We start from the raw sequence: 13,604 nt of genomic DNA on the forward strand, positions 1-13,604 counted from the left end.
TCTTCAATCACAACATTCCAGCAACTAACTTTACTACTATGAAAGTATTAATCACAGGTGCAACAGGTTTAGTAGGCTCTCAAATAGCCGATTTATACATATCAAAAGGACACAGCGTTCATTATCTTACCACGCGTTCTAGCGCTATAAAGAATGAAGCCAACTATAAAGGTTTTTTATGGAACGTAAAAGATATGACTATCGACGCAGCATGTATCGATGGAATAGATACAGTAATTCATCTCGCAGGAGCATCAGTCTTTCAACGATGGACTGATGAGGCTAAAGAAGCCATCATGTCCAGCCGTATAGACAGCACACAATTGCTGGTGAACTTACTTAAAGATAATGAGCATAATGTGAAGCAAGTCATTACTGCTAGCGCCATAGGAATCTATCCCGACGATCAAGATGCCGAGGCTTTTAAAGAAAATGAAATTCCGCCCTATGCAGATAATTTTCTTGCTGAGGTATGTATCGCGTGGGAAAGTATTGCTCAACAATTTAAAGAAACAGGTGTAAAACTAGCAATTGTAAGAATAGGAATTGTCCTTGCTACAAATGGTGGCGCACTAGAACAAATGGCACAACCGGTGAAGTTTTATGCTGGAGCAGGTTTTGGAAACGGTAAAATGTGGCAAAGTTGGATTGCCGTAGATGATCTCGCTGGAATATTTTATCACGTTTCTGAGAACAGATTAGAAGGCGTTTATAATGGTGTAGCTCCTCATCCTGTAAGAAACAGACCTATGATGGAAGCAATAGGAAAAGCGATGGGAAAACCGGTGTTTTTACCTAATGTTCCCAAGTTTGTCATGAAATTAATGCTGGGTGAAATGGCAGCTGTCGTATTGTCTAGTCAGCATGTGAGCAGTTCTCGTATAGAAGAAGCTGGTTATGAGTTTCAATATCCACAGTTAGATCAAGCGCTTGAAAAATATATTTAAAGGTTAAGGGCTAATTATTATAACGATCAAACTCGTCTTGTTCTTTTTTTCTTTTGCGTTTTTGAATATTGATAATTATAAGTACAACTCCGCCTATCATTAAAATAACAAATCCCATACAAAGAAATGGAGCAATCATTCGTCCTATTTCATAGCCACTATTAAATGCAGGCGATTGTTCTACATTGTCATAATTTAAGTCTTTGCCATTACAGCGCATGAATTGGTTTTTACCTTGATACTTTTCATTTAAGTGAGCAAACTGAAAAATATCATAGGAAAGCATAGGATCCATAAAGTTACTTTCCTTTAAGTTAATGACTAGAACTTGATAGGTATAATCTGGTGTGAAATAGAAACGGCATCTACCTATAGAGTTTAATCCTTCTATGATTCCATCATATTCTATATCGGCAACCCAAGTATCACGTTGGTTAGAGATCTCCTTAAAAGTAATTGTGGCATCTTTATCAAGTGATTTTTTAAAACCTATGAAGTTACCCTTGTAAAAACTTTTGAGAGTAAATAGGTTATTGATGCACATGTCCTCCTGAGCAGCATTTTCAAGATCACGATTAGCAACTTTAACGACTACTACAACACCAGCCTCACTGCTATATCTGTATCCGGTAGCAGGTAATCCTTTTACTTCATATTCTATTTCAAATAAATCTTCAACATCACCTCTTATCTGAAATGAAAAATTAGAATCTAATTCTATCGTTTTACGAGGTTGGGCAGAGATTGAAATTGTACTAAATAAAGTAATGAGGATTAAAAGTAAACGCAACATAGATAGAATTAAACCTCAAAAATACCCAAATAAAAAAATCCCTGAGCAACAGCTCAAGGATTTCCCTCTTAAAATCTACACTCAAATCTTAATTACTTAGTAGCAACAAGACTTACAGTAAGTTTAATATCGTCTGCAATTGCGCTGTCTAGAACTTTATCACTAAACGCCTGAGAACCATATTTGATTCCCCAATCTGTACGGTTGATAGTAAATTCTTCACTATTCAACATCATTTTATCACCATCATAAGAAACAGTTACAGGAAAAGATACGTTCTTAGTCACATCCTTCATTGTTAAGTTTCCAGATAACATTTTACCGTTTAATCCAGTAACTACAAACTTAGCAGTAGGATACTTATTTACATTAAAGAAATCAGTTTCAGTTCCTTCTACAATTCCTGATAAGTGATTTTTTAATTTCATCGCTTTTTCACCTTCTAGATCAGTAACTTCCATTGAATTCATGTCTATAGTGAATTCTCCACTTTCTAGAGCTTCACCATTTACCATTACCATACCGCTAGATAGAGCAAGAGTTCCTGTGTGGTCTGCTGTAGGTTTAGAACCTACCCATGCAATACTAGAAGCTGCAGTATCTACTTTATAAGTAACTGCTTCCATTGTTGCTTCAGCTTCGGCAGCGGCTGCTGTAGCCTCTACTTCGTTTTGTGCGTCTTTACAAGACATAGTGAATGCTACTATCGCAGCCATTCCCATTAATTTTATTGATTTTGTGTTCATGGTTTGTGTTTTATTTATTTGAATTGTAAAATTACATGTACCTACAAATATCTAAGTTAAAACTATATTAAATATTCCAGTGACATTTTGACATTGAAATTGAAATGGCAGTCTTTTTGACTATTGGATTGAGAATAAGTAATAAAGATGGTGTTATCACGCTTTCGCGAAAGCGTAAAACAACAGCCTCATCACATTATAAATAACCATTAATTCCTAACATAAATAGGAGACCAGTTATGGCAAAGAATAAAAAAGAAGAACAAGAAGTGAAAGATCAAGAAGCACAAACTGTTGAAAAACAAGATGATGTAAATGAGACGATGGAGCAAGAAGTGCAAGAGCAAAAAGATCCTATAGAAGATTTACAAGAACAATTACAAGTTGAAAAAGACAAGTTCTTGAGGATATTTGCAGAGTTTGAAAACTTTAAAAAACGTACTGCTAAAGAACGTATAGAGCTTTTCAAAACTGCTGGTGAAGGAGTTTTAAAAGACATGTTGCCAGTACTGGACGATTTTGACAGAGGAATGATTGAAATCAACAAGTCTGAGGATACCACTTTAACAGAAGGAGTGAATCTTATCGCAAATAAATTGCGCAATACCTTAACAAATAAAGGTCTTGAGCAAATGGAAGTGAGAGCTGGAGATACTTTTAATGCAGACTATCATGAGGCAATTACACAAATTCCAGCGCCTAGTGATGAGATGAAAGGAAAAATAATAGACGTAATTGAAAAAGGTTACAAACTGGGCGACAAGATCATACGTTACCCTAAAGTAGTGATAGGACAATAATATGGCAGATTTTTATGACATTTTAGGCATTTCAAAAGGTGCCACAGCTGCAGAGATTAAGAAAGGATATCGCAAGAAAGCCATTGAATTTCACCCAGATAAAAATCCGGGAGATGATACGGCCGAAGAGAACTTTAAAAAAGCTGCAGAGGCTTATGAAACATTAAGCGATCCTCAAAAGAAAGCACGTTACGACCAGTTAGGTCACCAGGCATACACTTCAGGTGGAGCTGGTGGTTTTGGCGGCGGCGGCGGTGGATTCGGCGGGATGGATATGGATGACATTTTCAGCCAGTTCGGAGACATTTTTGGCGGTGGAGGATTCTCTGGTGGCGGTTTTGGAGGCTTTGGCGGTGGCGGTGGTCGTCGTAGAGTTAAAGGAAAAGATTTGCGTATAAGAGTTTCATTAACACTAGAAGAAGCTGCTACAGGAGTAGAGAAGAAAGTGAAAGTGAAGCGTAAAAAGCAAGCCGCTGGCGTTACTTATAAAACATGTCCTACCTGTAATGGGTCTGGTCAGGTGACGCGTATTCAAAATACTATTCTAGGAAGAATGCAAACTAGCGCACCATGTAATGTGTGTGGTGGAGCAGGACAGACTATGGATAAAAAACCAGCTGGTGCAGACGCGCAAGGACTGGTTATAGATGAGGAAACAGTTTCTATTAAAATACCTGCTGGAGTAGAAAGCGACATGCGCTTGAAAGTAGGAGGAAAAGGAAACGAAGCTCCTGGAAATGGAATTTCTGGTGATTTACTTGTAGATATAGAAGTAAAAGAACATGCAGAGTTACAGCGTGAAGGAAATAATCTTCATTATGATTTATATGTAAGCGTTCCAGAAGCAGTGCTAGGAACGACTAAAGAAATACAAACCGTTACTGGAAAAGTACGTATTCCTATAGACGCAGGAATTCAAAGTGGTAAAATACTTAGATTGCGCGGTAAAGGAATGCCTAACGTTAACGGTTATGCAACTGGAGATTTACTTGTTCATGTTAATGTATGGACTCCACGTAATTTATCAAGAGATCAAAAAGAGTTTTTTGAATCCATGATGACCGATTCTCATTTTGAACCAGCTCCAGAAAAAGGAGATAAATCATTTTTTGAGAAGGTGAAAGACATGTTTTCTTAAAATAATCTTAATGAATTAAATTATTTTTATATATTTGAGATAACTATTGGTTAACCAACCAAAAGTTATTTTTCTTTTTCATAGCAATTTTTCCCACCTTTCTATTTTTAGGAAGGTGGGTTTTTTCATTTAATACCTAAATAAATGTAAATAGTAATAAGTTGCGGTGAGATATTTTTAAATTAGCAAGCTTTAGAACAAATATGGAAAACACGCTTGAAGCTAGACACATTGTTAAACGTTATGGAGACTTTACGGCGCTCAATGATGTGAACATAGCAGTTCCTAAGGGAAGCGTTTATGGTTTGTTAGGACCTAACGGTGCTGGTAAAACTTCTTTAATAAGAATAATCAATCAAATCACTATGCCAGACTCTGGTAGTATTTTACTAAATGGTGAACCGCTTGAACAAAAACACATTGCGCAGATAGGTTACATGCCTGAGGAACGTGGATTATATAAATCCATGAAAGTAGGTGAGCAGTGCATCTACCTAGCCATGTTAAAAGGACTATCTAAGTCTGAGGCAAAAACGAAGCTTGAATACTGGTTCGATCGTTTAGGAATGCAAGGCTGGTGGAATAAAAAATTACAAGAACTTTCTAAAGGAATGGCGCAAAAGGTACAGTTTATCGTAACCGTGATGCATGAGCCAGATTTGCTGATTTTTGATGAGCCATTTTCTGGTTTTGATCCAGTAAATGCAAATCTTATAAAAGATGAAATTTTAAAGTTGAGAGATGATGGCGCTACAATCATTTTCTCTACACACCGTATGGAAAGTGTGGAAGAAATGTGTGATCACATCGCATTAATAAATAAATCTAATGTGGTGTTGAGTGGAAAACTCAATGAAGTGAAACAGCAATTCCGTAATAGGGAATATACCGTTTCTCTCATCACGCCAGATAATGATAAGGTGATCGCAGCTATTCCAGCTTTTTATAAAGCACAATCTATCCAGCTATCTGGTTTAGATAATACGCTTGATTTTAAAATCACTTTGCCAGAAGATGTTACCATTGCACAATCGCTTAGTGATTTAACAAGTCTAGGAGAGTTGACCCATTTTAGTGAAATTATACCTAGTGTAAATGATATCTTTATTAAAACCGTGAAGCAAGATGGATAAGTTGTGGCTCATTATAAAGAGAGAATACCTGAATAAGGTAAGGAATAGAACATTCATCATCATGACTTTTGTGAGTCCGTTGATATTTGTAGGTGTTGCGGTATTGATAGGCTTTTTAACTAACCTCAATAATGATACGGTTAGAAAAATTGCCATACTAGATGAAACTGGAGTATATGCACCGTTATTTGAAGACACAGATCAAACAGACTATATCTTAATAGAAAATAATGATCTGCAAGCGGCAATAACGGCTAGCGATACAGCTGGTTATTATGGACTTATCTATATAAATCGAGATAGTGATGATCTTGAAAATGCTACTTTCTATTCTGACGATTCACCTTCCTTAGGATTTATAGAAAGTATAGAAGAGAAGATAAGTAAAAAAGCTACTGAAGATCGACTGGTTCTTAAAGGAATCAATTTAAAAACCATTCAAGAATCAAAAGTTGAGGCCGAACTGCAATTGCAAAGTTACACAGGTGTGCAAACCAGTAAGGCAAACGGCTGGGTGAAGATGGCTTTTGGTGGAGGCGCAGGATATTTATTAATGATGTTTATCATTATCTACGGTAATATGGTGATGAGATCTGTGATAGAAGAAAAGACCAATCGCATCATTGAGATAATCATAAGCTCTGTAAAACCTATTTATTTAATGATAGGAAAGATAACAGGAACTTCACTGGCAGGAATAACACAATTCTTGATATGGGTAGTTATAGGAGGAATATTATTTACGGTAGTAACTACATTACTAGGTCCCGAAGCTATGCAAAGTCCAGGTAACGATATGGCCATGTCACAACTTGAGAACATGGATAAAATGCAGTTGATAATTAATGACATACTCCAGTTACCGTTATTAAAACTAGTTATTTGTTTCTTCATTTACTTTATAGGTGGTTATTTCTTATACGCTGCTATTTATACAGCGATAGGAGCTGCAGTAGATAATGAGACAGACACACAACAATTCATGTTACCGGTAATTCTACCTTTGATTTTATCGATCTACGTTGGATTCTTTTCTGTAATGGATAATCCACATGGAACGGTTGCAGTTATTTTCTCATACATTCCATTAACATCACCTATAGTCATGTTGATGCGTATTCCTTTTGGAGATATTGCATATTGGGAAATAGGATTGAGTATGTTACTTTTATATGTCAGTATATTTGGTGTAGCATGGTTTGCTGCAAAAATTTATCGAGTAGGTATTTTAATGTATGGCAAAAAGACAAATTGGAAAGAATTGTATAAATGGCTTAGATACTAATGGATTTATCGTGGAGTAAGATTAAGGAGTTCCTTACCTTTCAAATAATAGAGGCAGATAAAGATGGAGATTTTCATCTGGATACATGGCATTTTATACTTGCTATTACAGCTATTGTTGTTGCATCATTAATTCTTAGAGGTGTAAAAAAGATCCTTACTCGTAAAATGGACGAGACTGATAAACTCAAGTTTGACAGTGTTTTTAAGTTTTTCAATTACCTAGTGTACATCATTGTAATCATAATTGTACTCAACAGCTCAGGAGTTGACTTAACAGCAATATTGACAGCAAGTGCCGCTTTATTCATCGGTATAGGATTTGCATTGCAAGACTTTTTTAAAGACATCATTGCGGGAATTACTATTCTAGTAGATAAGTCACTACTCGTAAATGATATTATAGAGATGGAAGGAAAGGTAGGACGTGTGTTTGAAATAAAATTACGCACTACAAGAGCATTAACACGCGATGATAAAGTTCTTGTGGTTCCTAATCACTTGTTTCTCACTCAAACAATTTATAATTATACTCAAAACCATCCCAAAACTCGAGAAAACATTAACGTAGGTGTAGCTTATGGAAGTGATACAGAGCTGGTAAAAGCTACATTATTGGAATGTGCAGCAAAGCAGAGCGGTTTGCTCAAAAGTCCACAGCCATTTGTTCTGTTTAACAACTTTGGAGATAGTGCTTTGGAATTTGGGTTGTATTTCTTTGTAAGAGATAGTTTTGTAGATCCTAGGATTAAGAGTGAATTGAGATTTGCCATTGATAAAGCATTTAGAGCTCAAAACATTACAATACCATTTCCGCAGCGCGATGTACACATTTTTCAAGCCTCTAATAAGAATGATTAGACTTGAGCACAGTAGTCGGTGTTTTTAAGCTTTCGCGAAAGCGTATTAAAATTAACACTATCATTAAATAAACATTGAGGAACCTATAGTTTTTATGAAAAACATATTTAGAATTGTATTGCTAGTATTAACAGGGAATTTGTTTGCAAATGCGCAAACTACTGACCTGGCTAGAATTGAATATATGGAAATTCCATTTTCAAAATCTGATAATTCTATAAAACGATACAGAGCTTTTCTTCAAGCACCTATTCCTTTAGATAAAGACTTTAATAAAATTATAGTAGTAGGACTGGACTATAGATATGTAGATATAAATTTAAAAGATGCAGTTCCTTTTAATCCTGCAATAATCTCTTCTACACAATTGATGGAACTAAGCGTAGGGTATGTGGTGAAACCTCAATCTATGCAAAATTGGAGATTTGGTGCTCGAGGTATTGCTAGAATTGCTTCAAATTTTAATGGAAAGTTAGGAAGTGATGATTACATATTTGGTGCAGCCGTCTATGGGATTTATGATAGAACAGATGAAGACGTTGAAAAACCACATCGATTAATTCTAGGGTTACAATATACTACCACACCAGGTCGTGATTTCCCGCTTCCTATCATTAATTTTTATAAAGAGTTTGCGCCTAACTGGACGTACACGCTAGGAGTTCCTAAAACAAATGTGCGTCGCTATTTTAATGAGGAACGTAAAGATGCAGTTCAAGCATTTGTGACGCTAGACAATTTTTTTGGTAATATTCAACAAGATATTGTAGTCGATGGTGATACAGCACAAAATATTTCAATGACTCTAGTATTGGGTGGTTTAGGATACGAGCATTGTTTTACAGATCATTTTTTATTCTATGCTTATGGAGCTTATACCATAAGTAATGATTTCAGACTAAGAGATAACGATAGAAACGATATATATACTATTAATGATGACCCTAGTTTTTATATGAGAACTGGTTTAAAATTCAAATTCTAATGACTTCAAAAATATTAATAATAGAAGATGAGGCTGCGATAAGACGTGTGCTAAGCAAAATCCTTTCAGAGGAAAATAGTAACTACAAGGTCACAGAAGCTACAGATGGACTCGAGGGAATAGAACTCATAAAAGATAATGATTACGATCTTGTGTTGTGTGATATTAAAATGCCCAAGATGGATGGAGTTGAGGTACTTGAAGCAATGAAGAAAATCAAACCTGAGATTCCTGTAGTAATGATTTCTGGGCACGGTGATCTTGACACGGCTGTAAATACCATGCGTCTAGGAGCATTTGATTATATATCTAAGCCGCCAGATTTAAATCGTTTGTTAAATACAGTGCGCAATGCGCTGGACCGTAAAAGTCTTGTGGTAGAAAATAAACGACTTAAAAAGAAAGTAAGTAAGAATTATGAAATGATAGGTGATAGTGAGCTAATCGTTATCATTAAAAACATCATAGAAAAAGTCGCACCTACTGATGCACGAGTACTTATCACAGGAGGAAATGGTACAGGAAAAGAACTAGTTGCTCACTGGCTGCATGAAAAAAGTCATCGTTCTGCAGCTCCATTTATAGAAGTGAATTGTGCTGCTATTCCAGGAGAGTTGATTGAAAGTGAACTTTTTGGTCATGTAAAAGGAAGTTTTACAGGTGCAAATAAAGATAGAGCTGGAAAATTTGAAGCCGCAAACGGTGGAACGATATTTCTAGATGAAATAGGAGATATGAGTTTAAACGCTCAGGCAAAAGTGTTGCGCGCCTTGCAAGAGAATAAAATTCAGCGTGTAGGAAGTGATAAGGATATAAAGGTAGATGTGCGCATTCTTGCCGCAACTAACAAAGATTTAAAAACAGAAATCGCCGAAAACAGATTTAGAGAAGATCTCTACCACAGACTTGCAGTAATCCTGGTAAACGTACCATCATTGAATGATAGGAGAGAAGACATTCCATTACTGATCAATCATTTTGCTGCAAAAATTGCTAAAGAACACGGCGGAACTTCCAAAGAATTTGCAGATAAGGCGGTGGCTAAATTGCAAAACTATGACTGGACTGGTAATATAAGAGAACTGCGTAATGTTGTAGAGCGTCTCATTATATTAGGCGGTGATAAAATAAGTGAAGGTGATGTAAACGCATTTGCAAGTAAATAACATACAATGAAAACTAATCCTACTGACTACAAAGCTTCAAAATCAACTAAACTATCCGTTCTAGAAACAGTACCTAAAGAACGACTGACTAAGAAAGAGGCAAAAGCCGCTCTTGCAAAATCACGCAGGAAACTTGCAGAATTTCAAACTAAACTCTTTGCTCACGATAAGCATGCAGTTCTAGTTTGTTTTCAGGGAATGGATACGTCAGGTAAAGACAGTCTGGTAAGAGAAGTCTTTAAGGATTTTAATGTTAGAGGAGTAATCCAGCATAGTTTCAAGGTTCCTACAGAGTTAGAATTATCACATGGATATTTATGGAGACATTATATAGCGTTACCCAGTAAAGGTCATTTTGGGATTTTTAATCGCACACATTATGAGAACGTATTGGTGACAAGAGTGCATCCAGAATATTTATTGAGTGAGCATTTACCAGATATCAATAGTGTAGATGATGTAACCCAAGAGTTTTGGGACATGCGATTTGAACAAATTAATAATTTTGAAAAGGAACTGGTGCAGAATGGTACATACGTATTCAAGTTTTTCTTGAATCTTTCCAAAGAAGAACAGAAAAACAGATTATTGCGCAGGCTGCGTTTACCAGAGAAAAACTGGAAATTCTCTAGTTCAGATTTAAAAGAACGCGCTCTTTGGGATAGGTATCAAGAATGTTATGAAGAAGCAATTTCTAGAACCACAACTGATTTTGCACCGTGGTACATCGTTCCAGCAGATGATAAGCCCATGGCTCGCAAAATAGTTTGTGATATCTTGTTACAAGAATTAGAAACTAAAAAACACATTGTTATGCCTCAGCTCGATGATGACACTGCAGGTAAATTAGAAGAGTATAAAAGCATGTTAGTAAATGAGAAATAGAGTTCTTTTAGTATTTATTTTTTTAGGTTTCGCTTTCGCGAAAGCGCAATTACAACAATCTACCGAGTCTGATTCCTTGATGTTGCGTAGTATCTACGATTATAATTTAACACAGTCCAAAAGTTATGATTGGTTAGACCATCTTTCAAATCAAATAGGTGGAAGACTATCAGGAAGTGTGCAGGCTCAACAAGCCGTAGATTTCACACTAGACGAGTTAAAAAAAGTAGCCGATACAGCATGGTTACAACCAGTACAAGTTCCTAAGTGGACTCGAGGTACTCCAGAATATGCTTATTTCCAGTTAGCCGATGATACAAAGGTGAAAGTTAATATATGTGCGCTTGGTGGATCTATAGCTACACCTGAAACTGGTTTGAAGGCAAAAGTGATTGAAGTTCAAGGTTTAGCAGAATTAAAAGAACTTGGAGAATCTAAAATTAAAGGGAACATAGTTTTTTATAATAGACCCATGGAGCCTACAAACATCCAAACATTTGAGGCTTATGGAGGATGTGTGGACCAGCGATACAGTGGAGCTGCCGAGGCTGCAAAATATGGTGCTGTCGCCGTGATTGTAAGATCCATGAATTTAAGAATGGATGATTTGCCACATACAGGAGCTATGAGTTACGGTGATTTATCAATAACAGATTATATTCCAGCTGCGGCTATAAGCACTAATGATGCAGATAAACTACATAGCGCTTTAAATAAAGATAGCAGTTTGGAATTCTTCTTTGAACAAAATTGTAAGAATTGGGGAGAAGTGACTTCTTATAATGTTATTGCTCAAATTAAAGGAAGTACCTACCCAGATGAGGTAATCGTTGTAGGTGGTCATTTGGATTCCTGGGATTTAGGAGATGGTAGTCATGATGATGGAGCAGGAGTTGTGCAATCTATGCAGGTGCTAGAATCATTTAAATCTATGAACTATAAGCCTAAACGCACTATTAGAGTAGTTCTATTTATGAATGAGGAAAACGGGTTACGTGGTGCAAGAGCTTATGCTCGCGACATGAAGGATAAGGATAATCATATTGTAGCACTAGAAAGCGATGCTGGTGGTTTCTCTCCTCGAGGATTTAGCTTTGATGCAAGTGACGCGCAAATGGTCCAAGTAAATAACTGGCGACAGTTGTTCAAACCATATTTAATCCATTACTTAGAAAAAGGAGGCAGTGGAGCAGATGTAGGCCCTTTAAAAGGAAACAATACCGTTCTCATTGGTCTTAGACCAGACTCTCAAAGATATTTTGACCATCATCATGCTGCAAATGACACTTTTGATGCAGTAAATAAGCGCGAACTAGAATTAGGAGCAGCTACTATGACTAGTTTACTGTATCTGTATGATAAATACGGAGTATTAGTTCAAAAACTAGATTAAAAATATCTGATGTCTTTGTAGTTATCTTTGGCCACTTTTAAAATAGCATGGCGTTACAAGATTATACTAGAGAATTTGGTAAGAATTTAAGCATTGCTTATCCTATCATGGCAGGGCAAATTGCACATCTTCTTGTAGCATTTGCAGATAATGTTATGGTCGGTAAGTTAGGAGATGCGTCGCTTGCTGCTGTTTCTTTAGGAAACACACTCATTTTTATTGCATTAAGTATTGGAATCGGGTTTTCGTTTGCTATCACACCTCTTGTCGCTGAGGCTGATGCACAAGGGAATTATAAAAGGGTAAAACAACTATTCCATAACGGAGTACTCGTTTCTACAGCTAACGGTGTCTTGCTATGCATTTTGCTGTTTCTCGCTGAGCCTATTTTATATGCTCTTGATCAACCAGATGAGGTAATCGTACTGGCAATTCCTTATATGAGAATTGTGGCTTTATCTATGATACCTTTAATGCTGTTTCAAGCCATAAAGCAATTCTCAGACGGTCTGTCTCGAACCGTTTTTGCAATGCAAGCAACCATAATTGCAAATATTATTAATGTCATATTAAATTATCTGCTGATTTATGGCGAATTTGGTTTTCCAAGATTAGAAGTTGAAGGTGCTGCATACGGTACATTAGCGGCGCGTGTAATAATGGTTCCTGTACTGATATTTTTGCTTTCGCGAAAAGTAGAAATGAAAAAGTACTTTGATTCTATGGAATCCTTTTCAATTGAGATATTTAAAAAGTTGTTGAATCTTGGTTTCCCGACTGCTTTGCAAATGTTTTTTGAGGTAAGCTTATTCACTGCAGCTATTATAATGAGCGGAGTTTTAGGGACAAAGAGCCAAGCCGCAAATCAGATCGCGCTTAATCTTTCAGCTTTAACCTTTATGGTTGGAGTAGGACTGAGTGTTACGGCAACGATTAGAGTTGGTAATCAATTAGGTAATAACAATATTAGCGAACTAAGGAGAATTGCCAAGTCGATTTTTTTATTAACGATACTCTTTGATATTGCATTTGCATTAATGTTTTATTTACTGAAAGACCGATTACCTTGGATTTATATACAAGATTATGAAGTAGTTCGATTAGCTTCAGGTTTATTAATTGTTGCAGCCTTTTTTCAAATTAGTGACGGGCTTCAAGTAGTTTTCTTAGGAGCGTTGAGAGGATTGCAAGATGTATGGATACCTAGTGTTATTTGTTTTATAGCCTATTGGTTGGTTGGTTTTCCTATATCGTATTATCTAGGTATCATAAATAATTATGGTGGGAAAGGTATATGGGTAGGACTATTAGTTGGTTTAAGTGTGTCTTCATTATTAATGTACATGCGATATCGTTACTTAGTAAATAAAATTTCCAAATAATCCAGATTTTTTTTAGGGTGTAAGTAATTGTTAATATGGTTGTTGCGATTTTTTTCTATTTTTTTTCTATTTTTTATTGAAATAAGTTTGG

Annotated in this window: 13 protein-coding genes; 11 read left to right on the forward strand and 2 right to left on the reverse strand. The window is 36.2% G+C overall.

Annotated elements, in window-relative coordinates; all coding sequences use genetic code 11:
- The first annotated feature begins 38 nt into the window (after positions 1 to 38).
- Positions 39 to 947: a TIGR01777 family oxidoreductase gene (locus tag ACSHWW_RS06240; protein WP_435681563.1), complete on the forward strand. Its 909-nt coding sequence runs from the start codon at positions 39 to 41 to the stop codon at positions 945 to 947.
- 10 nt (positions 948 to 957) lie between these two features.
- Here the strand turns inward: ACSHWW_RS06240 and ACSHWW_RS06245 are convergent, their stop codons facing one another.
- Both ACSHWW_RS06245 and ACSHWW_RS06250 read right to left on the reverse strand, forming a co-directional pair.
- The gene (locus ACSHWW_RS06245) at positions 958 to 1,740 is read right to left on the reverse strand and encodes a hypothetical protein (protein ID WP_435681564.1); all 783 of its coding nucleotides are present in this window, start codon (positions 1,738 to 1,740) and stop codon (positions 958 to 960) included.
- Between the two features lie 92 nt (positions 1,741 to 1,832).
- Positions 1,833 to 2,486, reverse strand: coding sequence for a YceI family protein (locus ACSHWW_RS06250; RefSeq protein ID WP_435681565.1), 654 nt, complete (start codon positions 2,484 to 2,486; stop codon positions 1,833 to 1,835).
- 239 nt (positions 2,487 to 2,725) lie between these two features.
- Between ACSHWW_RS06250 and ACSHWW_RS06255 the strand changes: the two genes are divergently transcribed.
- The 10 genes from ACSHWW_RS06255 to ACSHWW_RS06300 all read left to right on the forward strand — a co-directional run bounded on the left by ACSHWW_RS06255 (position 2,726) and on the right by ACSHWW_RS06300 (position 13,513).
- The gene (locus ACSHWW_RS06255; RefSeq protein WP_435681566.1) at positions 2,726 to 3,286 is read left to right on the forward strand and encodes a nucleotide exchange factor GrpE; all 561 of its coding nucleotides are present in this window, start codon (positions 2,726 to 2,728) and stop codon (positions 3,284 to 3,286) included.
- Between the two features lies 1 nt (position 3,287).
- Positions 3,288 to 4,424, forward strand: a complete 1,137-nt coding sequence (gene dnaJ / locus ACSHWW_RS06260; RefSeq protein ID WP_435681567.1) for a molecular chaperone DnaJ — start codon at positions 3,288 to 3,290, stop codon at positions 4,422 to 4,424.
- 203 nt (positions 4,425 to 4,627) lie between these two features.
- On the forward strand, positions 4,628 to 5,557 hold the full coding sequence (locus tag ACSHWW_RS06265) for an ABC transporter ATP-binding protein (protein ID WP_435681568.1): 930 nt from the start codon (positions 4,628 to 4,630) through the stop codon (positions 5,555 to 5,557).
- The gene (locus ACSHWW_RS06270; RefSeq protein WP_435681569.1) at positions 5,550 to 6,842 is read left to right on the forward strand and encodes an ABC transporter permease; all 1,293 of its coding nucleotides are present in this window, start codon (positions 5,550 to 5,552) and stop codon (positions 6,840 to 6,842) included. The genes ACSHWW_RS06265 and ACSHWW_RS06270 overlap by 8 nt, the downstream gene beginning before the upstream one ends.
- A complete protein-coding gene (locus ACSHWW_RS06275; protein ID WP_435681570.1) occupies positions 6,842 to 7,702 on the forward strand; it encodes a mechanosensitive ion channel family protein in 861 nt (286 codons plus the stop codon). Before ACSHWW_RS06270 ends, ACSHWW_RS06275 begins: the two co-directional genes overlap by 1 nt.
- 94 nt (positions 7,703 to 7,796) lie before the next feature.
- Positions 7,797 to 8,687, forward strand: coding sequence for a hypothetical protein (locus ACSHWW_RS06280; protein ID WP_435681571.1), 891 nt, complete (start codon positions 7,797 to 7,799; stop codon positions 8,685 to 8,687).
- Positions 8,687 to 9,853, forward strand: a complete 1,167-nt coding sequence (locus ACSHWW_RS06285; RefSeq protein WP_435681572.1) for a sigma-54-dependent transcriptional regulator — start codon at positions 8,687 to 8,689, stop codon at positions 9,851 to 9,853. The genes ACSHWW_RS06280 and ACSHWW_RS06285 overlap by 1 nt, the downstream gene beginning before the upstream one ends.
- A gap of 6 nt (positions 9,854 to 9,859) precedes the next feature.
- The gene (locus ACSHWW_RS06290) at positions 9,860 to 10,738 is read left to right on the forward strand and encodes a PPK2 family polyphosphate kinase (protein WP_435681573.1); all 879 of its coding nucleotides are present in this window, start codon (positions 9,860 to 9,862) and stop codon (positions 10,736 to 10,738) included.
- Entirely contained in the window at positions 10,728 to 12,131 is a 1,404-nt protein-coding gene (locus tag ACSHWW_RS06295; protein WP_435681574.1) for a M20/M25/M40 family metallo-hydrolase, read from the forward strand. The genes ACSHWW_RS06290 and ACSHWW_RS06295 overlap by 11 nt, the downstream gene beginning before the upstream one ends.
- Positions 12,132 to 12,178: 47 nt before the next feature.
- Positions 12,179 to 13,513 carry an MATE family efflux transporter gene (locus tag ACSHWW_RS06300; RefSeq protein WP_435681575.1) on the forward strand — a complete coding sequence of 445 codons (1,335 nt, stop codon included), beginning with the start codon at positions 12,179 to 12,181 and terminating at the stop codon, positions 13,511 to 13,513.
- Positions 13,514 to 13,604 lie beyond the last annotated feature (91 nt).

It is taken from the genome of Nonlabens sp., assembly GCF_051251825.1.
GTDB lineage: Bacteria > Bacteroidota > Bacteroidia > Flavobacteriales > Flavobacteriaceae > Nonlabens.

Coding starts and splice junctions, on each gene's coding strand:
- ACSHWW_RS06240 (WP_435681563.1), top strand. CDS start 39: ATGAAAGTATTAATCACAGGTGCAACAGGTTTAGTAGGCTCTCAAATA.
- ACSHWW_RS06245 (WP_435681564.1), bottom strand. CDS start 1,740: ATGTTGCGTTTACTTTTAATCCTCATTACTTTATTTAGTACAATTTCA.
- ACSHWW_RS06250 (WP_435681565.1), bottom strand. CDS start 2,486: ATGAACACAAAATCAATAAAATTAATGGGAATGGCTGCGATAGTAGCA.
- ACSHWW_RS06255 (WP_435681566.1), top strand. CDS start 2,726: ATGGCAAAGAATAAAAAAGAAGAACAAGAAGTGAAAGATCAAGAAGCA.
- dnaJ (WP_435681567.1), top strand. CDS start 3,288: ATGGCAGATTTTTATGACATTTTAGGCATTTCAAAAGGTGCCACAGCT.
- ACSHWW_RS06265 (WP_435681568.1), top strand. CDS start 4,628: ATGGAAAACACGCTTGAAGCTAGACACATTGTTAAACGTTATGGAGAC.
- ACSHWW_RS06270 (WP_435681569.1), top strand. CDS start 5,550: ATGGATAAGTTGTGGCTCATTATAAAGAGAGAATACCTGAATAAGGTA.
- ACSHWW_RS06275 (WP_435681570.1), top strand. CDS start 6,842: ATGGATTTATCGTGGAGTAAGATTAAGGAGTTCCTTACCTTTCAAATA.
- ACSHWW_RS06280 (WP_435681571.1), top strand. CDS start 7,797: ATGAAAAACATATTTAGAATTGTATTGCTAGTATTAACAGGGAATTTG.
- ACSHWW_RS06285 (WP_435681572.1), top strand. CDS start 8,687: ATGACTTCAAAAATATTAATAATAGAAGATGAGGCTGCGATAAGACGT.
- ACSHWW_RS06290 (WP_435681573.1), top strand. CDS start 9,860: ATGAAAACTAATCCTACTGACTACAAAGCTTCAAAATCAACTAAACTA.
- ACSHWW_RS06295 (WP_435681574.1), top strand. CDS start 10,728: ATGAGAAATAGAGTTCTTTTAGTATTTATTTTTTTAGGTTTCGCTTTC.
- ACSHWW_RS06300 (WP_435681575.1), top strand. CDS start 12,179: ATGGCGTTACAAGATTATACTAGAGAATTTGGTAAGAATTTAAGCATT.